The sequence below is a fragment of the candidate division TA06 bacterium genome, assembly GCA_004376575.1.
In the GTDB taxonomy this organism is placed as follows: Bacteria; Hydrothermota; DG-26; order E44-bin18; family E44-bin18; genus E44-bin18.
On the sequence record SOJN01000088.1, the window covers coordinates 1 to 24,828 of the forward strand.

Here is a 24,828-nt window from a genome sequence, read left to right on the forward strand (position 1 = left end):
ATTCTCAATGACGACTTGGCTCATGGGTGCCCTCTGCCCTTGTTGCTACGAGTCAATTCAGTGTAGCAGACCTTACGCCTTGAGTCAAGCCCTAGAACAGCCGTTCCCCAGCGAGCGGAATGGGGTCAGGCGTTCAAAAAGCAAGCCCCAGGTGTTCAACGAGAGTCTTTGGAGCGCAAGGATATCACCAAAGGTCTTGACTCCACAGCTACAAGCTGTATGATTTGAGAGAAGTAGCTGAGAGCTTCAGGGACGCGAAAGGGGTGGGGTTCCGATGAACAGAGTCACGCAAATTATCCTGACGGGTCTAGTCCTTCCGTTTGGCATCTGCATGCTGCTGGCAGACGGACGCAGTGCTCACGCGTCCGGCTCAGGGCGTGTTGCAGATGTGGTTTTGACCTCCGGTGAAGTGTTATTGGCGCAGGCGTATGATCCGCAAATTCGGAAGCTCATTGAAACGACGGTTCTGTTACCGGTATCGTCGTCTCGTTGGCTCGAATTGGAACTCCGGAAGGGAGAAGACGCACTCATAATGTGCTCAGAAAAGAAGCTGGACAATATTGGTGCTGTTATGCTTCTTGACGAGCGCAACTTTTCCAAATGGAGGTCCGGGCTGAATTACCAGTACGTACGAAAATATTCTGCTGTGCAATTCATGGCCTTCTATGTTATGCCCAATGCAACCCCTGCTAGGTACTTTCTAGTAATCAGTAACGAGGCAGATACATCGTACGCAAAGGTCTCGGTGGAGGCTCATGCTTTCGCCGAGCTTCCAGGCCCCGAGATGAGTCCTGTACTGACCGCGAGGTTCTTGGTTCGACCTTCGGGCACTCGTGAGGATATCAGAAGTTTTGTGCGCAGATCACATTGGTGTTTTGGGGCTTTTAGGTGCAAAACAGCAGACCCTATTGATTTGGAGATTATCGATGATAGCGGCAGGGTAGTAAAAACCTTCCGTGGACTCAAGCATGGCGCTTTTAAGTTCCGAGCTAAGGGCGGAGAATATCAGTTCAGGCTGATTAACAGATCTAGGTCCAGGGTCCTTGTGGGATTGGTGGTTCTCGGCTGGGAAGAGGAACCGAGCAACGAAGACTTTGAGGAGATTCCCTCAGTCCTTGAGTCGATCCCGTAGCATGTTCCCGTCTCCACATCCCGCGTTTTGGCAAATTGGCTCCAGGTCACCGGGGTCAGGCGTTCAAAAAGCAAGCCCCAGGTGTTCAATTTTCTTTCATCGCCTGGAAGTCCGAATAGAGAGGATGTGTATGGTGACACCGATTGCTATTAGAATCAGAATCAATCTGACAAAAAGGATGTGGACCACGAAAACGGCCGAAAATATAATTGTGGCCCACAACAAGGAAATGGAGAAGGCTTTTACTTTTGGCGGGACCCCTTTCCCTCGTTCATAATCCCTAATGTAATTTCCGAGCCATTTGTTACCCAAGAGCCAACTGTGGAATCTTTTTGAGCTTCTTGCATAGCATGCAGACGCAAGCAAGAGAAAAGGAGTAGTAGGCAAAAGAGGCAAAAATATCCCAATGATCCCGAGTGCTGTAAAGAAGGTTCCCGCGATAATCAACAGCCGTCTGGTCAGCTCACCATGAGTGTGGGATATGTTCAATTGTTATCGGGCTCCGCATTCATGTCATTGATAGCACCGAGGTGCATAGATGTCAACACGCTTTCGGAGCCACAACCAACCGAACCACTACGTGCATATGTGCGCATATGTACACATATGAATGTGTGCCGTATGGACACTGTGGTGGCCGTGTTGCCAAAAAGTCAAGTCAGAGATCCTTTGCACTCGGCTCCGCCAAGCATAAACTCCGTCGGAGGGTTGAAAATCCTTCGCGAAAGCGGAGGGCACCGACCCCGGCACTCACTAAGAGTTCTTACGGGGCCGGCACGTTTCTTCTTGAAACCATATTACGGATGCTATACAATGTGTTTGATCTTGAGAACTCAGCTTTTGAATCTCAAGATGCTGAGCAGCATTCTGCTCGGGGGCTGCAAGGGAGGCGCGTTATGAACGTAGAAAAGAAGTGTCTGCTGTTGGGGGTTATTCTGATCAGTTTGAGTCCTCTTCGAACGTATGGTCGTCCATGGGGAGAAGATGTCCTCATTTATGAAGGGCAGATAACCTGTTTTGACGTCGACTACACCATGGACGGGACTATGTACGTTGGTTTCCAGATCGATGATCCTCCCTGCTACACTTTGTGCTTTTATGCCTCTTCTGACCACGGATACACGTGGGAGGCGAGATGGTGGAGCGACGGAATCGCTCTTGACAGATTTGCGAAAATCAAAATCCTAGTCGGAGAGCCAGCTCACGACGAAGTTTACTGCTTCTTTGTACCACCTTCTGATAACCTTCCCTGGGTTTGGCGAATACCGGTCGATTTTTCGGGAATTGGTGAGTGCTACCTCATAAGTGAGAAAGTGTCGGATGAAGTGGGATTTGACGCTGCAAGAGCCATAAGTGACGACTACTCTATGGAATTCGTCTTCTACTCTACTTCTGACAGTACTATTTACGCTTGCAGGTCTATAGATTACGGCGAAACCTGGGATGTCGGTGCGATTGGCCTTCAGGCGCCGTTTGCATCTCAAGATCTATCCATAGCCTGGGGCCCTCCCTCAAATTATTACTTGGCCTGCGCTGTAATGTCTGTTGGTGACCCGCCTGATAGTGCGGAGATTGGCCTTATCACGAACTTCAACGACGGGGTGGGATCCTGGTCGAGCTGGGGGCCAATAACAACCAATTCTGTAAGGGACAAAAACCCGCGCGTTGCTGCATCTAACGATGAGATGAATCCTGCCATATGGGTAGCTGAGACCAATCTCTCAGAAGGTGTGGATGCCCAGTTATGTGTATGGTCTCTTCGTTCGCCTGATTCTCTCGGCTCAGACTGGACTCCCACGCTTATCTCAAGCTCTCTTGCCTCTGAGCACTGCGGTGACATTATGTCCCGCAAGGAATTTGGCAATCCTTCTGTGAATATGGCGTGGGTCTATGATGATAGTTGTGCAATGAGAGATGTGCTTAGGATGTGGTCTAGGGGTGACGACCCCACCAAGTGGCACGATGACACAGTGATAAATGATCATATGGCACACCCCTGGTCCCTTGGTGCTGCCCCGCAAATAATCTATTCACCGGGAGTTCCCGGTGGCGGAGTGATCTATGCAGGGTTTGGCTGCCAGAACCTCTACTTCGACGCCCAATGGATTACTGGGGTCGAGGAGAGCGAGCGCCGCAATGTACCGGGTTTTTCTGTCTCTCCAACCCTGACCATCCGCGAGAGGCCTATTAAGCTTTCAATTCCATGGAAAGGCCTTGCTGAGGTTTCTCTGTATGATATATGCGGCAGGCTAGCATACCGTCTCGGACCGGTCTTCTGGAATGAAGGCGTCCACGCTCTTCATTTGAACCAATTAGGCAGCGGAGTCTACTTCCTCGAGCTCAAGATCAACAGCCGCGTTATTGGCAAGAGCAAACTAGTCATACTCGAGTAATGACTTGTGGGCCAGCCCAAAGCCACAGGCCTCCGAGAAGGAGCGTCAGTCCTGCCAGCGCGACTTCCCGTGGAGGCCCAGATTTAGAAGCCCAACCACATCATTCCCTACTTTCGAATTTTGGAAAATTGGAAAGTATCATTCATTCGTGACATATCTCAAGATTGGTGCTCCATAGTGACTCAGTGGCAATCCTTGGGTCGAGCCAGTAAGTCATTCAATCCAAAGCACTTCAGCGACACGCACATGGAATTGCCGAGTTGGGCACGGATATTGCTAATTCCATATCATTGAGAGGAGCGAGAAGATGGAGCGCACCGTCCTTAAAGCTGCCAGTGTTTCTGAAGACTTCTGGAGCTATTTTCTCTACCGAAAGCTCCACTTGTTCAGAGGCCCTCGGGATCCAAAGACCATGGTCTCCTATTTCATAGAAGAACAGACAGCCATGAGAGAGGAAGATGCTAAGACGCGAGGTATAGCAGCATCTGAAGAGCTCATTGAAAGAGCCAGGACGAAGTTCTTGGGGCTCACAAATGATTACATTACTTTGATGCTCAGAATAGGCGAATTCGCGCACGATAGAGCCAGCAAAGAATTCGCGGAGAAAGAGCTGAAAATAGTCCAGGTTAGAACTGATTTTGATTTTCGTACCTGGTTGGTGAGAATGCTATTCGTAATCGATGCCCAGCCCCACAAGATATCACTCTTTCATGAGCTTCTGGGTCAAATCGAAAAAGCTGTTCTTCTGGAAGGGCGTTTCGTGGCGCAGCTATTCTCAGTGAATAAGCGAGACCTGGACATCGATTTTGAGTTGATACGTCTTAACTATCCTTTTGTGGGTAAACTCAACCGCAAAGACTGATGCGTCCGTAATCTGCTCTGTAGGATGGCCTCCAGCCTCCATATTCCCGTATTTTCGAAAGTTCCAATTTTCCAAATTTGGAAAATTGGAAAGTATTGCTTGATGACCGGGGTCAGGCGTTCAAAATTCAATTTTGAACCGCTGAGGCCTGACCCGTCTTCGCTCAACTCCGTTGAGCTTCCCCACTTCGCTCTTCAGAGCTACCCGACTCCGCCAGCCTACATCTTGCCTCACTTCGGCTGGCTGCGCTTTTCCTAGCTTCGATGGGCTTCCCCCATCAAGGAAAGGGTGTCTTTTGTAATTGGTAGTCTGCAATTCAGGTGTCAATTTCGCAATTTCGAAGGTTGGTGTAAGGGGTGCACGGGATCTCTTGATTTCGAAGGCCGGGCTGGGTCGAGTGGAATTTTGTGTGTAAAGCTTACAGCGTACAGCTGAACCAGTCTCACATGTGATTCCCAACGCAAGCCTGTCGCGAAATCCCGTATTGCTTGATTGACAATGGGATGAGTGATCAGGAAAAAATCTTTAGCCCAAAAAGACCTGAAGAATCGCAGGAAATGATTAAGATAGAGGTCGAGCCTTCTTTTTCACCCCAAAGGGAAGTTGGAGTTGATTGGAAGGAAGAATCCAGACTGGCGCGACCTGTGGAAAGAGTTGGTATGATTCTGGATTCCCTGGATTCCCGCTTTCGCGGGAATGACAGGGGGCGGGCTTAGCGGGAATCCAGAACGGTATCATAAACAAGTCCACAAAGAAGTGTTGTCATCCCCGTGAAAATGGGGATCCAGTGAGGATACCATGAACGAGAGACAACCGCCTGCCTTGCCTGCCTGGGGCGTTTCACGGCCCCGTTTCTCACGAAGCGAGATACACGGGGCCTGCTCCTGATGACCCCGGCCAGAAGCCTTGTCTCAGAACCACATGCATGTCCCGGGATAGCGGAAGGGGCAAAAACGCACTAAGAGTTTCCCAAATACCTCTTTTCGCGAAAGGCTCAACGCATAAACCTCTTGACAAATTGGAGTTAGAGTGGTAGAATCTGTAGCGTTGGCCATGTCAACTAGAGCGGGGCGCTCTCAACCAGAGCAAAAAACGATAACGTAGTTAGTCGCAGGTTCGTCTGCGGTATGTGCGTTCGGCACAGTTCTCGCAGACTGTCAGAGCTTCACATTGCTATACCAGAGTGTAGTGCGTTACTGCTGAAAAGAGAGGAGGTGATTCTGAAAAATACGGTCCTGGGAGGAAGCGGTGCGAGGATTGGCATCGAATTGATGCGGTGGAGTTACCGACCGAGTGTCAACCAAAGGGTGGTTAGCGTTAAGACAGAGGGCTCCTTATAGGATCAATACGCGGCCCGCCAGAAATGACAAATGACACTGTCACGGTTGAGAGTCACTTCCACTCGCTGGAGTATCAGATTCTAGGACTGAACCAGAGAATGTGCAAGATCAGATTCCGGTCATCGCCTCATACTCAGTTGCTTCTAATTTGCTTTCTATTAAAACAGCGACCACAGCTATGCGTACATAGAAGCGTTATTGAAGCATTCCTATCCACTTTTTGGGGTGGGTTACATTGGGCAGGTAGCTACCTCTGTATCCAACGTGATCACAACTCGCAGTAGTGCTCTTCAGAAGCAAGCTGATCGGGCCAAATCCTGAGGCGGCCTTGGGCGGGATTGGCGACTCTCCACATGAATGAGCACTTACCGTGCGAGGAACGTTCACAGGTCCTATGTATTCGTATAGGTAAAAGGGAGGTGGACTGGTATGTCCAAAGGTAAAGCAGGTCTCTGGATTCTCTTTTTTGTGCTGGCAGCGGTCATAGCCATCACTGCGATTTTCGCGGGCGGCGCTGGAAGTGCTCGCAAGAATAGTCCGGAGCCTGCCTCAACGGAATGGCACTCTCCCAAACATTATCAGTTCGTGTCCATATCGGAACGCCTTTTCCAGAGGTACCCGGCACAGGAAGCAAAACGCAACATATGCATGCTTGAAAAGGTGACTGGACTTGACTGCGACCAGAATCCACTCGTTTCAGTCTATGTGAAGAAGACGACAGAGAACACCTACTTCTACGTATCGGAGATTGTTATTCCTGAGGTCAAGGATGAGCAGCCGTTCTTATCTCTGGTGAACAGAGAAATTGTTATCGGCAATGCTTCCTTAGACTCGATCTGGGAAGCATGCAAGGGGGGTGAGTAGCATGAAAAACTCACTTATGCTTTTGTTCCTCTTTACCTTCATCTTGTTGTTCTCATCCTGTCAGCTTACTGACTATCCACAAAGTGTTCCGACAGAGCCAGAGGGTCAGTTGGGTGCTCCTCCGATGGAGCAGGTTTCTGTTTACGACCATCTTATGCAGAGGGCAGGTACGGGCAGTTCGCTAGATAAGAGCGATGTTGTCTGGTTTGCGAAGAGGCTCTTGCACGATGTTGGGATTGATATAAAGCAGGAGAGTGCTTCAGAATTTGAGGTATTTGATTATGGGAAGACTTTCGCGTGCAGTTTTAGCGGCATTGTTGTCTACTATTATTCCTTCGATGATGCTGAGCCACCTGAGGAAGAACAGTCTTTCGAGGAATGCGTGGACGACTGCGTGGCAGCGTGTATGGAAGGGGTCGATCCGAACGATCCGATGTATAACCAGATGTGGAAGTTATGTAACCGGGAGTGTCGCATAACCTGTGCGCACAGGAAAAAGGGGAAGGGGAGATTCTCTCGCAACCCCCCTTGGTAGGGTTGCTGAATTCTACAAGGCAACGTGTGAAATAATCACAGGGCTGGCCTGGAATCGCAGTACAATTCCTACGGACCAGAGGCTGTGATATGCGACGCCGAACTGAACTGCTTGACAAGCTGTTTCCGGGGTGGTAACATCCGGACAGTTGGCAGCATCAAGTAGAGCGGGCCGTGTATCAACCTAAGCGTAAAAAATCATGAGTCAGCCAGAGTCGGATTGTAGGGGACTTCGGATTAAGTATTGAGCAATGAATTCTCAAGTCGAATCAAGGTCTTATCGTCGGTTGTAACATAAGGTGATCAAAAGCCTATCTGTGTCCAAGTAGCCTCACGAGGTACCATGGTTGCCGGAGCTAGGAGGTCGAAATGTCTCTAACATTCAAATGCATCTACTGTGGTAAAGACATTACCGTTGAGCCGTCACAAATTCAGGAGACGGTAGAATGTGAGCAATGCCATTCGAAAGTGGAAGTTTCTGACACAGCCACTCAGGGCAATGAAGAAGCGACCAGCAGTAACCCGAGTCCCAAAATCAGTAAAGAAACGACTGTAACCAAGGCTGACATGAAAAAGAGCTTACGTATCTGGGGGATCGGGCTGATAGTACTTGGTGTCATACATCTTCTGGCTGCGAGTTTTCTGGATCCGGTGTGGGGGGGCATGATTATCGTAATTGGCATTCTCAACCTCTGCATCCGGCACCGTGGAATGTTCGTCGTGAACGGTGCTGCTTTGATATTGGTGGGCATTTTGAACATTACAGGTAGTCTGATTGAAGGCGGCGTCGGATGGATCATATTCGGCGCACTGCAGTTGTGGTGGGGCGCTACCGAAATAAGAAAATTCGCCAAATATGCACCCCTTTACAAGCCCCAGGTAGCATCGCAACCCGTTGGCAGTGTTAGATCCCAGAGGAAAGCATAAGCTTCTCGACATTGCGATCAAACCCCCAAAGTCCATTTTCAGCAGAACCCTCCTGAATGGTCTTGCGTGACGAACGCAAGCGGTTGATTGTGATTCCTTGGCTCCTATACTTTCGCATTTTCGAAATTCCGGGAATGCAGGAATGTACAAATGTCAGTTGACCCTGAGGGATTCATGTGCTAGAATTCAGTGTGAGCAGGAGCCCCTCCCAAAGGAGAAAATGATGGAGGATCTGAGGAGGGCCTTCCACGCCCTTGGCAACAGAAAGCGGCTGAAGATAATGGTGTCGCTCTTGGAATCCGGTGAGGCATCTGTTGGACAACTGAGCCTACACCACCGAATGCCCATAACCACAGCTTCAAGGCACCTGAAGAAGCTGGAGGGAGCCGGACTGGTTAGAGGAAGACAACAAGGAACGTATGTCTTTTATTCAGCAGACACTCTGAGCCGCTCGAGTGCTGTTCGTGGCATTCTGGCCATACTCCGTAAGTCCCCAAAGCGTCGGGTAAAATGAGACTGTGTCGGCAGTGTGCTTATTCGCACATTCCCGAAATCCCGGGAATATGCAAGTGGCATTCCAGATTCTCGAAACTGGGAAACTATCCCTGAGAGGTGGACACCGTCTAGTGCCCTATGGATTTCTGAGAAGCTGGTGGGATTGCCTAGAAGGTTGCTATTACGAGATCCGCATTGTGGATGAGGGTTTTCTTATCGAGAGGGTCGGGTTGGAGGTAGATTTTGGGAGTAGCAAGACGCATTCGACCATCCTTGATATTGATGAGCCCATTTTCTGGTGGTGGAGGTGTCTTGTACCTCCGCGTCATGTTAAATCCAACTGTGGCACCAATCGGTATGCCAGGGAGGGCACCTACTCCACCAATTAGAAGCCCCAAAAATCCCCCGGCAACACCACCACCCAGAGTTGCCAGAAAGTTGCCCGTCTCATTCTCAGTGTCTCCTGCATTGTAGACTCCAATAGGACTTCCGAGCACATAACCGACCGTGGCACCAAGGGCCGCGCCCAAAAGCTCGGGGTATTCCGTCAACGGTTCCGAACCTCTTTCCACTCCGCTGCCGATGGCCCATCCTATTCCACCGCCAATAGCTCCCCCCACAAGACCACCCACTACACCAGCAAAGATCTCTTCTGCAATCCTGGGGGGTGGCTTCTCTGGGTTTTGCTCGATGTGTTCGATACTGTTGTCTTCGAACAGGTAGTTCTGCAGCTGCAAATCCGGAAGTGCAAGTGACCGGGATGTATGCCTAACCAGCACATCTCCCTGAGTAGTGCAGGGTGCAATTGCCATTGCCAGGCCACCAATGAGTACACCGCTGACAACGATCTTCAATCTTTCGTGTCTTTCCAGGGACATGTGCGCCCTCAACCTTTAATCTAGCGGAGCCCAGCAGGCCGTACTTCTCAAGTCAAGCACTATGAGAGATACATAGCAACTCCGCTTGGGAAGGCTTCAAGGACCTCTTGGACTACTTGCATATTCCCGCATTTCCGAAATTCCGGGAATATGCAAGTGATATTTCTAATTCTACAAGTTGTGAATCTTGTGTTGGATGATAAGCAATCGGCGGCGCATTTCTTAGCTGTGATTCCGTTTGAGGTCGGCAAGGATTTTGTCTTCGGTTTCATAGTCAAACATCTGTGGATCTATGTTATCGGGTGGGTGTGCTCGCTCCCATTCAACAGTTTTCTTGAGTGCTTCATGTAGTGGCACAGGTTCTCTGTAGCCGAGTTCTTCACGGATTCTTGTGGTGTCAACGACAAGATCCTGGTCTGTGTTAATCCCTGACAGTAGATGCTTGGGAAGGGAGTCTTTCGGCACGATGGTCACCTCGCCACCCCATCCCACTGCCTTCCCCATCTCCACAACCCACTCGGCCATGGTGAAAGCTTCAGGATCAGCTACGTTATAAATTCTGCTTGCTGCGCGTTCATCTGTGACAGCTAGTGCTATTGCAGCCGCTACATTCTCAACATATCCTCGTGTAGAACGCCATCTGGCAAGGCCTTCATCCAACAAGATTGCTGGGCGGTTGTCGTACATTCGCTTTACATACTTGAATAGACGGTGTTGTCTATCTCCCGGGCCGAACACCATAGGCAACCGCAGAATGGTGCCCGCCAGGCCCTGCTCACTCATGACAGTGCGTTCCACAGGTATCTTGTCATAATTATCCAGCCATCTCTTTGGGTCCTTTTCGTCTCTCGGTGTCTCGTCGCGATACGGGTAGAGACTGTCTCGCAGAGGTGCGTCCTCGTTCAGAGGCACAGGGTCTGCAGGGCCGGGCTCCATGTGGATAACTTTTCCGTAGGCACGATAGACATCCTGACTGCTGATGGCCACTAGTCGAGGTGTGATGCCTTTGAAGGTGCTCATAGCGGTACGAGCATCTTGCTCGGCAAGGGGAAACATGTCCAGTACAACGTCGGGTGCGAACTGTTTGAATTCAGCCGCGAAATCAGGAAGCTTCTGCCGGCCACCGAGGATGTGCTTGACTGTGGAGGGCAGGTCGGCTTTGGTTTGGCCACGGTGAAACAGAGTTATATCATGGTCCATCTCCGTCAGACGCAGTACAACACGCGGGCCGATGAAACCCGTTCCACCAATGATCAGAATCCGCATGGCTGACTATCCTCCTGGGAGGTTTCTGCCCTCTAATCGCCCTGACCTTTTCAAAACGTATAAGGCGTCTACGGTTGTGAATTCATTCATACGTTTCTTGCTCGTGCCACCCCAGTCCACAAGAGAGCGGCCGGAGGTTCTTTTTTCTGTGACTCTGTAATACTTTTTTTCGGCGGCAAAACCGCCATCAGGCAATCGCTTCGATTCCAGCAATTCCAGCGCGTTGTTGCAGCGCTTGTCGTCGATAAAGCCCACTTCGGCCATGACTTTGAGTCCGAACAGGATGTCATAATGCCAGTAACAGGGGTAGTGCAACGCAATGAAGTCATCCGATATGACACTGCCGTCCTTTTGCCTTTTGTACAACCTGCGCTTCAGGAAAATCTTTGCCGCCCGTTTAGCTGTGTCTTCTGCCTTCCTACTTCCGGTCCGCTTCGCGTGAAGGCCAATTGCGCGCAGCGGGATGAGGCTTTCCATGAAGGAAGAGTTGGAGGCCTCTGGATTTTTGTCGCAATTCCATCCGCCATCAGGCTACTGCCATTTCATCAGGCGTTCGGCAAGTTCATCAGTCCGAGCATCGGCCAAGCCGAGGGTGTGAAGATAGTACACGGCGTTAGCTTCCTGCGATGCGCACCTTCTCACCCGCCCTTCGATACTCCTTATACTCTTTTCGTGGCGTTTTGACAGGAGCCATTTGTAAACCTGCTCTCTCAACGGCAATAGCGATTCATCCCCCGATGGGTACCCGATATCAGCGAGGTCTGCAAGGACCCAATGGGCACCGTACCACTTCGCGTAGGGATGATAAGGTATTTCCCTATTCCTGTCTCTTTCAGAGAGAAGCGATCTCACTCTTGGCGAGGTCTTGATTTCCTTCTGGAGTTTCTTGATTGGAGCAGATCCCAATTCCTTGCCGAGGACATTGACCAGAACCTTGAATCTAACCGAGGGTTCATCTGATTTAAAAAGCCTATCAATTACTCTCATCATTCTTCTCCCGTGCATGCACACGCTTGCTCAACTGTCGGTGCCAATTCGTCGCCGAGATTGAGGAGTACCCTGTCTCTGGGGATGTCTGGCTCACCATAGAGGGCTAATCTTGTGAGTAGACCCATCCTAATCTCCTTCTGCTCCGCTCGTTCTTATCTCAAAGCCAGAAGGAATAAGTGAATTCAATCAGAGTTTCATGTTGCCGATGTGACGTTATGGATTATACACGAAACAACGGGAGGTTCCAGATGCAATTGTGGCTCTGTGGCAGGTATTGAATTTTGCATGATCGATTGCGCGTCAAAGAGTCACGCAAGAACGATGGATTGAGTTATAGTTGCCTGGTCGCGGTTGGTGGATACCACCTGGAACAGGTTTTCTTAGGACGCAGAACCTGCCTTCTGACTGATTATTTTTGGGAGGCGGTCGATTGCTTATGAATTGTTCGCACTTTTTCTTGTTCTTGCCTCTGACCTCTCGATCACTTTCTTAAGAACAGAGTAGTCTATGTCACCCGTCGAATATTTCACTCTATCTCCGTATGAGTATGGGACCTCCCAGAGGCCGTGGTTCCAAGCAGGGCCCTGTCCCCATTTGGACCTGATCTTGTCACCATGAATCTTCCCGAAGTGGCTTGGAATGGCGCCCCTGAAATAGACCGCCAGTCTGTCCTTGTCTTCCCGCTCGTCGTGTAATGTCAAAAGACCCTCTGATAGCGATTTGGCTATCAGGTCTTGACGCTCAACTGGAGACAATCCGAGGATCCTGTCCCAGATGTTCTTCGGAATCGTGTCCTCGAAAACGAACAAGAAAGACTCCATTCTATTATCGACAGAAAGATGCCGTCTGATGGAGCTCTCACCATTTCGAGGAGAAGTGCCTCTCCGTTCGTCCTTCTCCGCCCTTTCCCCTAAATTCGTCCCTGCCATGTGGCTCACCTCCTTCTCTTGCACAAGCAGGTAGGGTTGTGTCAAAGGAAAGTAACTGTTTTTCCCTCAGGCGTATGTCAAGCTGGATTACCCACAATTCCGCGCGCCTCCCTTAATCAGTTTACTCCGTTCTTACAAGTTGGTCAAGGCTATTATGCCTGCGAAAACTCGGCTCCATTTTGGTGCTGGCGTGATGTTTATCCTTGACAGATTTGGCCAATTTGGGCTTATATGAGGTGGTTCTATGACCTGAAAACACGAAATTAGAAAATTGGGAAACTAAGAAATCAACCGAGGTGTCTCCTTATTCTCGCGCCTAGGCCGTTGGACAGCCGCTCTTTTCGAGAGCTTCGGTCGAGGAATACGCGTGTTGGATTTTCGAAGGTGTAGGGAAGTGGGGGAGGGAATTTCGAGGGTTTGGGAGGGCTTGGGTGGAATTTCGATTTTCGATCTTCGATTTTCGAAGGTGTGGGGAAGTGGGGAAGGGAGTTTCGTAGGGTGTGGGAAGGGTTCGGCGGAATTTCGAAGGATTGGTGGAGGGGCAGAGTTGGGTGGAGTTTCGCAATTTCGTTTTTTCTGGTAGGATGAGGTGAGACAATGATTGATTTCTCAACCTTCTTCTCTCTTTTTCTTCTTCCTTGCATGATCATCCTTCTGGCCGTGGTGTTCTACTTCGTTTTCATTGAGGAGGGGGAGTGAAAATGGAGGCTCTGGCTGCCTCTGCCTTCGTCTTCTATCTCCTACTGATTGTAGTCATAGGTGTTGTCTCAGCAAAGCTGTGCACCAGGTCACTCAGTGAGTTCTTTCTGGGTGGCAGGAGGATGAAGGAATGGGTTGTGGCACTTTCCGCTGTGGTTTCAGGAAGGTCGGCATGGCTTGTCCTGGGAATGAGTGGGATGGCCTACACGATAGGGCTTTCAGCTGTCTGGGCGGTCGTTGGCTACATCGTTGTTGAGCTGTTTATGTTCATGTTTGTAGGCAAGAGGTTGAGGCGGTTCACCGAGGCAAGCGAGAGCATAACTCTGCCTGACTTCTTTGAAGCGAGATTTAAGGACAGCGCTCACATCCTGAGGATCGTTTCGGTTGTCATTATTGTGATATTCATGGTCGCCTATGTGTCTGCTCAATTCAACGCCGGCGGCAAGGCCATCTCTGCATCCTTTGGGTTGTCCACCACTCAAGGGCTCTGGCTTACTGCAATGATTGTCCTGGCCTACACAATGCTTGGTGGGTTCGTTGCCGTCTCTCTCACCGATGTTGTTCAGGCTGCTTTCATGATACTGGGTCTGGTGATACTCCCTGTGGTTGCTGTTCTCAACTTTGGTGCTCTCGCACAGGTTCTTGAAGCGGTCAGGCTGCAGGGTGCACACCTGGTCAATCCATGGGCCATTGGACTTGGCGGAGCCATAGGGTTTCTGGGGATAGGCCTTGGTTCACCCGGCAATCCTCACATCCTGGTGAGATACATGTCAGTTGATTCTGCTCAGGGTCTGAGGAAAGCGGCTCTTATTGGAACAGTCTGGAATGTAGTCATGGCCTGGGGCGCGGTGCTCGTCGGCCTTGTCGGCCGCGCATACTTCCCCCTCAAGAGCCAGCTTCCGGCAGGGGATACAGAAAGGCTCTTTCCCTATATGGCTTCCCAGCACTTGCATCCCATCCTTTTTGGATTCGCCGTCGCTGCCGTCTTTGCCGCGATAATGTCCACTGCCGATTCGCAACTGCTTGTCGCTGCTTCCGGAATCACCAGAGACATCTACCAGAAGCTCTTTCGGAGAGGTGAGGCTGTCTCTGAGAAGAGAATGGTTTTCTTGAGCAGGCTGATAATCATCATACTGGTCTTTGTTGCAATGGGTCTGGGTGCAGCTGCCAAAGACCTGGTCTTCTGGTTGGTCCTGTTCGCCTGGGGTGGACTTGGGGCATCATTTGGGCCCGCCATAATTCTGTCACTTTTCTGGAAGAGAACGACAAAGTGGGGGATTCTTGCTGGCCTGATATCAGGAACACTGGTCACCATTGTGTGGAAGAGTATGCCGTTTCTCAAGCAGCGGATGTACGAATTGATTCCGGCATTCTTGATCTCTGCGATGCTAGTAATAGTCGTCTCGCTTCTGACCAGGGCTCCTGAGGGCGCAGAGAAGGAACTGGCTGAAATCACACCAAAGTACAAATTTAGAAGAAGACCATAACCGAAAAACTGTCGAAGATCCTCCTTGCCCCGTTACACGGGGCCTGTCCTGAGGGAATCCGAAGGGAGCTTGTCGAGGGGCGAATTTCCAATCAGGAACCGTTACTCGTGCGACAGGTTTAGGTCTTCTTTCGCAGTCTGCAAATTGTCGCCGGAGTTTTACTTCTGCTTTCGATCGACCAGCAGTTCCCCGCCAATCCCCACATTTTCCGGAGCGTTTTCGCGTATGAGAACGACTATGTGTCCTATATCCATGCCGTAAACCTCCGCCGCGGATTCGGCGAACAGTTTGACGAGGTATGTCTTTCGGTCAAGGTCTTTGATCGGTGGTCCATCAACTCTGATCGTAGGCATTGCCGCTAACCTCCTTCATGTTGAATGATTGCCTTTGATCGGCATTCACCTTTCAAGGCTCAACTCACACATCCTCTTTTTCTATTCTCCTCAGTTCAACTGTGATTCCGTCGGGGTCCGGACAGCCAATGGTTGCAACTCCCTCCTCGTCCTCCCAGGGGAAGTTTCCACCGTAACGGAGCGCGGTCACGTAGGGTGCAATGGCGTTCCAGACCCCCAAACACAGTCCTCCGGGAGTTGTGTCGTCTACGACGAAAACTTGCCCAACCTTGTGCAGGTCGTCCGAACATCTGCCGCTCTTGATCGTGACTTTTACTGTCTTCCTCAATCGGCACCTCCTTTCTTGATTTACCAGAGTTGTACAAAGATCTTGAAGCTGTGGCTTATGAACGAAAGAAGATATGCTAGAAAAAAGGCCGTGGGGAAAAGGTGTGCATTTCTTGACAATCTTGTGATACCTAGCATCCTGATTCCAACAGCCATTAAGAGTGAAATGGGTACTAGCATCGGAAACAGGAACCGTCCCTGCCCTTGTGCATAGAGCATGCCAAATCTAAAAACAAGAGCTATGTTTACAACGATGGCCAGTGCCGTAGCTATCAGAAAGGCGGCGCCTTCGCCTTCCAAGAAGTCGCGGATTTCCCGTCTCCTCAAGACCAAGCCATATAGGAGTCCCGCAAGCGCAAGGTATGAAAGGTATATCCCGGCTCTGGGCAGAAACCTGATATTGTTGCGGATTCCGGCGACTGACCAGAACGACTCTTTCATATATTGCTGGATGAATTGGAGTGCGTAAGAAGTAGATGGCCAATGTACTCTTATATTCGCTATCTTTTCAGCAGTGATATCTCCATACACAATAACATTTCTCACATACCATGGCGATGCGACAGCACTGGCGAGTACAAGAATCAAGACAAGATGGAAACCTGCTGAGGAGAATGATAGAGATCTTCTTATCCACTGAAAAAAGAGCATGGCGACAATTGTCAGGAGGAAAACCGCAGCTGTAAGCTTGGTCAACAACGCGAGTCCGAGTACGACTCCCAGCACAACTGAGTTGGAGATCGACCTTTTTCTGGATAACAGGTAGAGTATAACTCCTCCCAACGTGATCAATAGATTGTCATTGTTGATGACAGAGGAAAGGTATGCGTAGGTAGGAAGGAAACTCACCATGCTGACAACAAACGTTTTTATGAAAGTGCTCGTGACACGTAGGTTTTCTAATATTTTCAATGCAAGTAATACATTAATGCCCCACAACAAGATGGAGAAGAGCCGTATCACCCGGACTGAAGCGTAGTGGTCACCTCCACAGGAGTTTCTCACCATTGCGTATATGGGGGCCGAGGCTAGATAGTAAAGTGGTGGTTGATAGTATTCCCAGTCGTTGGTCGGTGCACCAGTTTGAGTAGTCTGAATAGGAAAGGAGCGGTTTTCGTAGAGGTACTTGACATAGTTGAAATGAGCCTGTTCATCGGGAGCATAGTAGGTGGGTGTAAAGAAAAGGAAGAGCAGACGACAGCAAACTCCGATGATGATGATGGCCAGACAGATTCGATGAAATGGAATCTGGGATGACCTGTATCGGTAAAGAACATAAAGCAACAGCAGAAATACTGCTGCAAATATGAGTAATTCTCTTCCGCCTGCCATTTGTCCATATCATCGTACATTCTAGGCCAGAGCCTTGTCAAGTGTTTGTAGCACTTATAGGCTGTATGCTCTACACACGAAAGTACGAAATTCCCTTCCCTGCGCACTCACACCGCTTCGAAATTCCCATCACCCCTCCCTTCACCTACGAAATTCCACCCAGCCACGCCCAGCACCTTCGAAATTGCGAAATTCCCCCCAGCCCCCTGACAGCCCTAGAGCCAAAAGTTCACACCTGACACCACCGACCTGTAACCACAGATTAACACAGATTACCACAAGATTATCCTTCTGGTTCGGTTTCAGCCATGAGAATGTGGTTTAAATCTGTGTCAATCTTGTGTAATCTCGTGGTTCCATGTGTTGTGGTGTGGTGGGGGTTTTTGTCCTCCGACTTCATGCTTCGACTGTAGCTCCCCGCGTCTTGGCCGCTTCGGATGGGCTACGCAGCCTTACCCTTGTCTGTTGGCTGGGCAAGTTTAGAGAGGATCTTGATGAATATTTCGAGTTCCTCGTTCAGCTTGTCCCGCTCTGATTCCTCGATGAGTCCGAGGTTCTTGGCGATCTCAACCACGACCACACACTTGTAGCAAGAGCTTCGTCCCTCAAGGAAGAGCTGTTTCTTCTCGCTCTTGTTCCACGTGCTGGAAGCGACCGCAATCTTCAAGCCGATTCCAGTGGCTGCTCTCACAAGGTCTTCAAGCAACACCGGGTAGTCTTCGGGCAAGTCTCTGACCCTATTCAGCATGGCTACCGCAAAGTCGATCGCCCTATGATAGACATCGAGTGCTTCGAAGGAGAAAGGCATTTTTTTCACCTCCTTTCATCACAAACCTCACCCTCCATGAAGTAGGAATCTCAAGGAAAGCTGAGAGCACCGATTGGAACTGGATGGGAATACTATGGCCTGCTTAGAGGCCTAAGCTAACATACCGGCAAGCTCGTGTCAAGTTTGGAGTGAATCCTTTATGGCAGGGCCCTGCGGAGTCTTCTACTCAGGTTGACTCTAGAACGGACATTTTCAAACTGGTCTATGAGCTTTCCCTCAAAGAATACAGCGACCGCGGGAGCGTCCACCGTGATTCCAAAGTGCTTCTTCACTTGCTTTGCAGGAGTACCGGTCACATGAAGGGCTCTCAGGCCAGTTGTTTCCAGCTTTTCGATGACAGATTCGACAAGAGAAGAGAACTTATCATTGAGGACTGGATCCTCTGGATTGATGGAGAGAACGACTGGCCAGGGTGTAGTAGCCAGCTCATTTTTCAGATCCCGCCATATGATGGTCTGCATCGGCTCACTACGCCGCCTCTGGCCTTCTCTTTTTTCCGCACCGTGTCTCCGCTCTATAAACAATTTCTGGTCGGTGGAAATGAATCGGTCTATCTCTTTCTTGAGCTCAGTTCTTGGTTCATACCCATTTTTCCGATATATGACCTGGGCCTCTCGGAAAAGTATCAGCGTCGGGATCATCACCAAACCGTACTTGGAAGGGATCTCGGGATTCTTGGGGGAGGCCTCAAATAGCCCGACGCGAAGCCTCTCAGTATGTTTGAAATCCTGAGCAATCCGCCTTAGTACACTCTCTTGTTTTCGGCAGGGCGGTGACCAGTGACAACTGAATTGAGTTAATCCGAAGACAGGAATGTTGATCATTTCTTTTTCGAAGTTCGAGTCGGTAAGCTTGATGATTTTTCCAGTCTGTCGCCTTTCGATTTTCCTTCTGTCCCAGGTCTCCCTTGTCTTCTCTTCCATCTTTCAGCACCTTCCTTTTGTCGCTCTGGCATTCTAGCAAAACAGGAGTTTAGTGTAAAGGCGAAAACGAGCAGTCGTAAGCTGGAGGCTGCAAGATAGTTAGGGGCTATCCGCTCTCAGCCGTCAGAAACCTCCTAACCACAGATTTCACAGACCATCACAAGATTCTTTCCTGGTTCGGGTTTCAGCCATGAGGATGCAGTTTGAATCTGTGTTAATCTTGCGTAATCTCGTGGTTCCAGGGGTTTCAATCCCCCAATTCCGTGTTGTCCACGCTCTGGAGATTGCTTCGTCGCGCTAACGCGCTCCTCGCAATGACAGCCCCCTTTCTGTCATTGCGAGCGGTAGCGAAGCAATCTGGCACAAACAGATCCTTCGACTCCCAGAATCCCTTGGCTTCAGGGTTTTCAATTTCGGAGTTTCGTAATTTCGTGTTTTGTGTCTTTGGGGGTGCCGAGTTTGCATTGACAAAAGAGACAAGTGTGTGTAACCTTGAAGTGAGACATTTTCAATCGAAGGTGCGATAGAAGTGACGAAGCTAAGGCTCGGAATTCTTGCATCCCACGGAGGAACCAACCTTCAGTCGATAATTGATTCCTGTGAGGCTGCCAGGATTCCCGCTGAAGTGGTTGTGGTCATCAGCAACAATGGTCAATCGGGCGCCCTGGAGAGGGCCAGAAAGCACAGAATAGACGCGGTCCACTTGAGCAACAAGCACTATCCGGACAATGAGGATCTTGACGAGGCAATCGTCAAGGTTTTAAGGGAACATGAGGTAGACCTTGTCTGCCTTGCCGGCTACATGAAGAAAAGAGGGCCGAAGTTCTTATCCGCTTTCAAGAACAGAATCCTGAATATTCATCCCGCGCTCCTCCCCAAATTTGGAGGCAAGGGATTTTATGGGATGAGAGTTCACGAGGCTGTTCTGGCAGCCGAAGAGAAAGAATCTGGCGTAACTGTGCACATTGTGGACGAGAAGTACGATCATGGCTCAATTCTGGCACAAAAGAGAGTTCCTGTTCTTCCTGATGACGCGCCGGAGACTCTGGCAGCGAGGATTCTGGTGGAGGAGCACAAGATATACTCTGAAGTGATAGGCAAGATCGCGACGGGCGACATTAAACTACCTGACTGATAACCCGATCGCGAGGTACGAAGTACAAAGTTCAAGGTACAAAGTGGAAAGGACAGAGTACGAAGTACAAAAGCCGAAGGACGTTGAGGTTTCTATTTTCGATCTTCGATTTTCGATCTTCGTGATCGTGATAGGGTGAAGGACGAAGCGAAAAGCACAGCAGATTATGTGCTGAGCGCATTTTCGTTGAAGGGGGCGTGATTAGAATGTTGATGGTACGCAAGGTTGCAGTATGCGCTATCTGTCTGTTGATTCCCTGCATGAGTTTTGCAGGCCTGACAGGAGTGATTAGAGGCGAAGTGAGATTTGTCTCTGGTGATGGTGTTTCGCGGGCTGAGGTGTTTCTTAAGGAGAGTGGGAGGATGGTCAGGACTACGGACTCAGGATTCTTCGTCTTTGTGGGAGTAAGTCCCGGTCTGTACACTGTCCGGATCTACAAGGAAGGCGCAGGTACGGCTGTAGTCCGGAATGTTGTGGTCCATATGGACCTTGCCGCAAGGGTTTTTGTGACCTTCGACAGCGGGAGGTCCAATATTCGTCACTACTTCAGAAACATGCTGCTTGAGCCTGGAACCATGCGGTATATATCCGGGAATCGGTTAAGATATCTGCCTATTGGAATTTCTGCTCAGGGAATCAGAACCCTCCCGAGCAGAGTGGAGATAGACAACTACTTCTAACCACGCCGCGCCACCCTGCCCGAAGTACAGAGGATGCAGTACAGAGTACAAAGGACAGAGTATTGAGGACGAAGGGCGAAAACCGAAGAGCGAACGAAATAGGACCACGCCATCGAAGAGGGCGTGAGGCCTGCCCCGTTTCTCGCGAAGCGGGATACACGGGGCATATTTCGTCCTTCGTCGGCGTGACCCGACGGAGGAGGACGAAAGGAGTATTAAGCTTTCAGTTCTTTGTTCAGGTCGGTGTCCTCGCGCTTGACCCAGTCGGCAACGTCGTACTTGACAACTTCGTCCCCATCAAGTGCGACGACGGTCTCTATCCCTGCGTTTATGATGACCCGCCTGCATAGTCTGCAAGGGATGGTGTCGCGAACAACAGTTCCGTCTGAAGCATCAATTCCGGCCAGGTAAAGCGTCGACCCAAGCATCACGGCTCTGGACGCATGTATCACAGCGTTCATCTCTGCGTGGACTGAGCGGCACAGCTCGTAGCGCTCTCCTCTGGGTATGTTTGCCTCTTCTCTATAACACTTCCCCAGATCTATGCAGTTGGCAGCACCTCTGGGAGCCCCGGTATAGCCAGTGCTTACGATCTGATCATTGTTCACAATCACAGCGCCGAAGTTGCGTCTAAGGCATGTGCCCCTGTTTGCGACTTCGCGCGCAATGCTAAGATAGTATTTCTCTTTGTTCGGCCGTTCTTTCATACGCTGCTCCTATACCAGAGGAGGTCTCATAATACATATATGGATTATGTCTGTCAATACTGCGCACGCCCATATCACTTTTTGCAAAGTACTTCCTTCCGGTGGGGGTTAAGTGTAGCGGATGGTGAAGTCGTCAAACTCTCCGGTTGGTTCTTCCCAGATTTCCTCAACACTCATGACTCTGGCGCCTGGCGGTCCGTGATGGCACCAGGACAGCATCTTTTCCGCATTTTCCTTGCTGCCTTCAAATACGGCTTCCACGCTCCCATCGCTGGCGTTTCTCACCCAGCCTTTGAGATTGAGCTGTCTTGCCGTGGATTCCGTGGCCGCCCTGAAGAAGACCCCTTGAACTGTTCCTGTGACGATGACGCGAAGACGAGCCTCTGCCATGATTATCTCCCTGGGCGATATTCTACACCTTTTTTGTGTCGTGTCAATCAGCCTTCGGGGATAAACCTGTTGAAAAGTGTTGTTGCCTCACCTATTCTATTCCAAAAGCGAGGCGTTCATGAAAAGTCATATTCCCATGGCGGTTTTCCTTTTTTTGCTTCTGGCAGGAGTATGCGCTGGGAGCGGACTTGAAGACGCCGAAGAACTGCTCGCCAGAAGAGAATACGCCAGGGCCATAAGGGTATACCAGGATATACTGGTAGAGAACCCCAGGGATACACTCGCTCTCGAGGGTCTGGCGACGGTTTACACGAAGAAGAGGGATTGGCAGAAGGCAGTCCAAGCGTGGCGGAAGGTGCATGAGATTTTACCCTACAACGTGGAGGCGAACAGACAAAGATGGTATGCTCTCGTTCAAAACGCTGGTGATGACTCCACGAAATTGGCCAAGGTTAGAGAAGAAATCGATCACGACGCCAATTCGCTGGCCTATCACAGCCCCAGATTTGACCTGGAGACTGGGGCTTTATTGAGATATTACGGTCTGAGGATTGCAGAGGCCGATAGTGATACCGTTGCCGCGGCAGAGGAGGCTATTCTGCGCAACTACTCTCAGTCGAAAAAGGCATACGAAATTATCCAGGAGAAGTTCTTTGATGGTCTGTATCCGATATGGCGGGATGATACCCTGAAGGTGGAATTTCTCGATGAGTTCCTGAAAAAGTATCCAGCAAATGAATGGCGCTTCAGTGTTTACCAGTATCTTCTCTCGTCCCTCAAAAGGCTCGAAGATGCAGACGGGGTGAGAGACTACGGTGAGAGAATGCTGCGGGAGGACAGTCTCAATCCATTCGCATACGATTACCTCTCGTACATACTCCAGGAGATGAAGATTGACACATTGCGTGCACTGGAACTGGCAAAGAAGGCTGTTGTTCTGGAACCTCAGTACTCAAAGCCCACGCACAAACCACAAGAGCAGTGGGAACTCGAAAGGGGGTCGCTTTCCGGAACTGCCAGGAGAGAGGTGGCTACCGCATTAATGGCGTTGGGCCGGCTTGATGAGGCAAAGAAGTGGATAAAGAAGGCGATAAGTGTGATGAAACCTACAGTCAACGAGTTTGCCACTAAGGCATCTCTCCACTACACGCTCGGGAGAATTCTGGAAGAGAAAGGTAGAAACGATTCCGCCTTGAAGTCTTACGTACAAGCGCTGGTTGAAGGAGACATGACCAACAAGTGGACGGAAAAGGCAGACTCAGCGTTCATAGCCCTCTATATCAAGAGATTCGGGAGCGAGCAGGGCCTTATGGAACGTGCACGGAGCATGGCAGGATACCGTGGAATAACGTTTACAGATGTTACTGAAAAGATCGGGCTAGGAGGTAGAAAAGAATCAAGGATAGCGTGGGCCGATTTCAACAATGACGGCTATGACGACATCCTTTTGAGTGGAAGGGTGCTATTCTTGAATTCCAGAGGAGACAGCTTCATAGATTATACTGAAAGGTCAGGAATAAGTGGTAACGGGGTTAATGGGGCTGTATGTGCCGACTTTGACAACGACGGCAACATCGACTTCTATGCCACGTCAGGAGGAAAGAGCAAGCAAGCGGACAGGCTGTGGAAGGGGAATGGTGATGGTACATTTGAGGATGTCACCGAAGGCGCCGGGAGCATTCGCGATACTTTGCCTACCGAGGGAGCCGCGTGGGGTGACTACGACGCTGACGGTTATGTGGATCTCTATTGCGCAAATTATGAGGTGTGGAGAGAAGTGAGCGGCTTGCCCGATTTTCTATACCACAACAACGGCGATGGAACCTTTTCCAATGTAACACAGAATGCGGGGATTGAACCACCTTTTGGGGAGGACAGAGCGGGCAGGGGTGTGAACTGGGGTGACTATGATAACGATGGTGACCTGGATATCTATGTCTCAAATTACAGGCTGCAGGAGAACTTTCTTTTCAGGAACAATGGAGACGGGACATTTACCAATGTAGCCGCCGCACTGGGTGTAGCCGGAGTTGAAAACGACGGTTGGTGGGGCCACACCATTGGTTCAGAATGGGGAGACTATGACAATGATGGCGATCTCGACCTGGTGACTGCCAATCTGGCACATCCCAGGTACATTGAGTTTTCAAACAAGACGATGTTGTATGAAAATACAGGCTCTCCGAACTGGAACTTCATTGACAGAAGGGAAAAGGGTACTATCAAGTACGATGAGACGCACTCTGACGCCTCCTGGGGAGACGTTGATGCAGACGGGGACCTGGATTTATACATAACCTCGATCTACAAAGAAAGAAGGTCCTTTCTCTATGAGAATCTGGGCAATGGAAAGTTCAGGGACATAACCTGGCTTGCCGGGGTAAGGGCGTACAATGGATGGGGATGTGCATTCAGTGATTATGACAATGATGGCGACCTTGATCTGTTTGTGGCCAGCGGGTCAGGCGTCCACCTTTTCAGGAACGATGGGAACAGGAATAGGTGGCTGGAGGTGAAACTGATAGGGGGTGAGAAATCTAACAGGGCTGCGATAGGGGCAAGGATAACGGTAAAACAGGGCAGAGATATGCAGATTCGGGAAGTGGAGGGAGGCAAGGGGACCACCAGCCAGCATTCTCTCGTCCAGTTCTTTGGCTTCAGCACCAATTCAGCTCCAGTAGACGTTACAGTCAGATTCCCTTCAGGGCAAATTGTCCAGAAGAGGGGTGTTTCAACAAACCAGAGAATTGTCATCCAGGAGGAGTAGGGATGGAGAAATTGAAGGGCGAGCAGATAGGCGAGTTCTACAGGCACAGCCCTATGGCTGTGGCAGTGATAACCGTTCACTCCCGTGGCAAAGACAACGGAATGGCAGCAGCGTGGGTGAGTCCGGTGTCATTCAACCCTCCTCTGTACGGAATTTCCATAGCTTCCAAAAGGCATAGTCACTCAATGGTCATTGATGCCGGCGAGTTCGCGGTGAATTTCCTGCCATTGGAGAAAGCAGAGGTCTTCGCCCAATTCGGAGGGTGTTCTGGTAGGGATGTGGATAAGTTCCAGAAGTTTGGTGTGAAAGTACACAAGGGCGACATAGTGTCTGCACCAATACTTGATGAGGCATACGCTGCATATGAATGCAAATTGTACGGCAAGCAGGCATTTGGCGATCACGAGTGGATTGTGGGAGAGATAGTGTGCGTGCACAGAAAGGCCGGAGTGATTTCTGAAGAAGGTGTTCTCAACCTGAGCTCTCTTAAGCCCAGCCTCTATCTGGGCAAAGAGACATATGCCACTGTAGCCGAAAAGGACTTGAGGTTCCTGGACAGAAAGAAACTTGCTCAAACGTAAATCCTAAT

The 24,828-nt window shown here is 50.1% G+C and carries 25 protein-coding genes; 12 read left to right on the top strand and 13 right to left on the bottom strand.

The window, feature by feature from the left end:
- Positions 1 to 274: 274 nt before the first annotated feature.
- Positions 275 to 1,132 carry a hypothetical protein gene (locus tag E3J62_07865; GenBank protein TET45257.1) on the top strand — a complete coding sequence of 286 codons (858 nt, stop codon included), beginning with the start codon at positions 275 to 277 and terminating at the stop codon, positions 1,130 to 1,132.
- A gap of 96 nt (positions 1,133 to 1,228) precedes the next feature.
- Here E3J62_07865 and E3J62_07870 read toward each other — a convergent pair whose 3' ends face one another.
- On the bottom strand, positions 1,229 to 1,582 hold the full coding sequence (locus E3J62_07870) for a DUF454 domain-containing protein (GenBank protein ID TET45283.1): 354 nt from the start codon (positions 1,580 to 1,582) through the stop codon (positions 1,229 to 1,231).
- Between the two features lie 446 nt (positions 1,583 to 2,028).
- On the opposite strand from E3J62_07870, the gene E3J62_07875 reads away from it, so the two are divergent.
- The 6 genes from E3J62_07875 to E3J62_07900 all read left to right on the top strand — a co-directional run bounded on the left by E3J62_07875 (position 2,029) and on the right by E3J62_07900 (position 8,566).
- Positions 2,029 to 3,525, top strand: a complete 1,497-nt coding sequence (locus tag E3J62_07875; protein ID TET45258.1) for a T9SS type A sorting domain-containing protein — start codon at positions 2,029 to 2,031, stop codon at positions 3,523 to 3,525.
- Positions 3,526 to 3,832: 307 nt separating this feature from the next.
- Entirely contained in the window at positions 3,833 to 4,387 is a 555-nt protein-coding gene (locus E3J62_07880; protein ID TET45259.1) for a hypothetical protein, read from the top strand.
- A 1,769-nt stretch (positions 4,388 to 6,156) separates the two neighbouring features.
- Positions 6,157 to 6,591: a hypothetical protein gene (locus E3J62_07885; protein TET45260.1), complete on the top strand. Its 435-nt coding sequence runs from the start codon at positions 6,157 to 6,159 to the stop codon at positions 6,589 to 6,591.
- A gap of 1 nt (position 6,592) precedes the next feature.
- Positions 6,593 to 7,126 carry a hypothetical protein gene (locus tag E3J62_07890; protein TET45261.1) on the top strand — a complete coding sequence of 178 codons (534 nt, stop codon included), beginning with the start codon at positions 6,593 to 6,595 and terminating at the stop codon, positions 7,124 to 7,126.
- 368 nt (positions 7,127 to 7,494) lie between these two features.
- A complete protein-coding gene (locus tag E3J62_07895; GenBank protein TET45262.1) occupies positions 7,495 to 8,052 on the top strand; it encodes a hypothetical protein in 558 nt (185 codons plus the stop codon).
- Positions 8,053 to 8,194: 142 nt separating this feature from the next.
- Positions 8,195 to 8,566, top strand: coding sequence for a transcriptional regulator (locus E3J62_07900; GenBank protein TET45263.1), 372 nt, complete (start codon positions 8,195 to 8,197; stop codon positions 8,564 to 8,566).
- Positions 8,567 to 8,714: 148 nt separating this feature from the next.
- Here E3J62_07900 and E3J62_07905 read toward each other — a convergent pair whose 3' ends face one another.
- The 5 genes from E3J62_07905 to E3J62_07925 all read right to left on the bottom strand — a co-directional run bounded on the left by E3J62_07905 (position 8,715) and on the right by E3J62_07925 (position 12,610).
- Positions 8,715 to 9,425 carry a hypothetical protein gene (locus E3J62_07905; GenBank protein ID TET45264.1) on the bottom strand — a complete coding sequence of 237 codons (711 nt, stop codon included), beginning with the start codon at positions 9,423 to 9,425 and terminating at the stop codon, positions 8,715 to 8,717.
- Positions 9,426 to 9,647: 222 nt separating this feature from the next.
- Positions 9,648 to 10,691 carry an NAD-dependent epimerase/dehydratase family protein gene (locus E3J62_07910; protein TET45265.1) on the bottom strand — a complete coding sequence of 348 codons (1,044 nt, stop codon included), beginning with the start codon at positions 10,689 to 10,691 and terminating at the stop codon, positions 9,648 to 9,650.
- Between the two features lie 6 nt (positions 10,692 to 10,697).
- Entirely contained in the window at positions 10,698 to 11,057 is a 360-nt protein-coding gene (locus E3J62_07915) for a hypothetical protein (GenBank protein TET45266.1), read from the bottom strand.
- A gap of 165 nt (positions 11,058 to 11,222) precedes the next feature.
- Positions 11,223 to 11,678 (bottom strand): hypothetical protein, encoded by a 456-nt coding sequence (locus E3J62_07920; protein TET45267.1) that lies wholly within the window; start codon positions 11,676 to 11,678, stop codon positions 11,223 to 11,225.
- Positions 11,679 to 12,115: 437 nt separating this feature from the next.
- A complete protein-coding gene (locus tag E3J62_07925; GenBank protein TET45268.1) occupies positions 12,116 to 12,610 on the bottom strand; it encodes a hypothetical protein in 495 nt (164 codons plus the stop codon).
- 701 nt (positions 12,611 to 13,311) lie between these two features.
- Between E3J62_07925 and E3J62_07930 the strand changes: the two genes are divergently transcribed.
- Complete coding sequence (locus tag E3J62_07930) at positions 13,312 to 14,796, top strand: sodium/proline symporter (GenBank protein TET45284.1); 1,485 nt, start codon at positions 13,312 to 13,314, stop codon at positions 14,794 to 14,796.
- Positions 14,797 to 14,954: 158 nt separating this feature from the next.
- Here E3J62_07930 and E3J62_07935 read toward each other — a convergent pair whose 3' ends face one another.
- From E3J62_07935 to E3J62_07955, 5 genes are all read right to left on the bottom strand, one after another.
- Positions 14,955 to 15,149 (bottom strand): 4-oxalocrotonate tautomerase, encoded by a 195-nt coding sequence (locus tag E3J62_07935; protein TET45269.1) that lies wholly within the window; start codon positions 15,147 to 15,149, stop codon positions 14,955 to 14,957.
- A 64-nt stretch (positions 15,150 to 15,213) separates the two neighbouring features.
- Positions 15,214 to 15,702, bottom strand: a complete 489-nt coding sequence (locus E3J62_07940) for a TIGR04076 family protein (GenBank protein ID TET45270.1) — start codon at positions 15,700 to 15,702, stop codon at positions 15,214 to 15,216.
- On the bottom strand, positions 15,498 to 16,808 hold the full coding sequence (locus E3J62_07945) for a hypothetical protein (GenBank protein ID TET45271.1): 1,311 nt from the start codon (positions 16,806 to 16,808) through the stop codon (positions 15,498 to 15,500). The genes E3J62_07940 and E3J62_07945 overlap by 205 nt, the downstream gene beginning before the upstream one ends.
- A 442-nt stretch (positions 16,809 to 17,250) precedes the next feature.
- Positions 17,251 to 17,616, bottom strand: coding sequence for a four helix bundle protein (locus E3J62_07950; protein ID TET45272.1), 366 nt, complete (start codon positions 17,614 to 17,616; stop codon positions 17,251 to 17,253).
- Between the two features lie 158 nt (positions 17,617 to 17,774).
- Positions 17,775 to 18,560 carry a hypothetical protein gene (locus E3J62_07955; GenBank protein ID TET45273.1) on the bottom strand — a complete coding sequence of 262 codons (786 nt, stop codon included), beginning with the start codon at positions 18,558 to 18,560 and terminating at the stop codon, positions 17,775 to 17,777.
- Positions 18,561 to 19,089: 529 nt separating this feature from the next.
- Here E3J62_07955 and E3J62_07960 point away from each other — a divergent pair.
- Both E3J62_07960 and E3J62_07965 read left to right on the top strand, forming a co-directional pair.
- Positions 19,090 to 19,695 (top strand): phosphoribosylglycinamide formyltransferase, encoded by a 606-nt coding sequence (locus tag E3J62_07960; protein ID TET45274.1) that lies wholly within the window; start codon positions 19,090 to 19,092, stop codon positions 19,693 to 19,695.
- Between the two features lie 206 nt (positions 19,696 to 19,901).
- On the top strand, positions 19,902 to 20,375 hold the full coding sequence (locus E3J62_07965) for a carboxypeptidase regulatory-like domain-containing protein (GenBank protein ID TET45275.1): 474 nt from the start codon (positions 19,902 to 19,904) through the stop codon (positions 20,373 to 20,375).
- Positions 20,376 to 20,590: 215 nt separating this feature from the next.
- On the opposite strand, the gene E3J62_07970 is transcribed toward E3J62_07965, so the two are convergent.
- A complete protein-coding gene (locus E3J62_07970; GenBank protein ID TET45276.1) occupies positions 20,591 to 21,082 on the bottom strand; it encodes a dCMP deaminase family protein in 492 nt (163 codons plus the stop codon).
- 108 nt (positions 21,083 to 21,190) lie between these two features.
- Entirely contained in the window at positions 21,191 to 21,472 is a 282-nt protein-coding gene (locus E3J62_07975; protein TET45277.1) for an acylphosphatase, read from the bottom strand.
- A gap of 118 nt (positions 21,473 to 21,590) precedes the next feature.
- Between E3J62_07975 and E3J62_07980 the strand changes: the two genes are divergently transcribed.
- Positions 21,591 to 24,239, top strand: coding sequence for a tetratricopeptide repeat protein (locus tag E3J62_07980; GenBank protein TET45278.1), 2,649 nt, complete (start codon positions 21,591 to 21,593; stop codon positions 24,237 to 24,239).
- A 2-nt stretch (positions 24,240 to 24,241) separates the two neighbouring features.
- On the top strand, positions 24,242 to 24,820 hold the full coding sequence (locus tag E3J62_07985; protein ID TET45279.1) for a flavin reductase family protein: 579 nt from the start codon (positions 24,242 to 24,244) through the stop codon (positions 24,818 to 24,820).
- Positions 24,821 to 24,828: the final 8 nt, after the last annotated feature.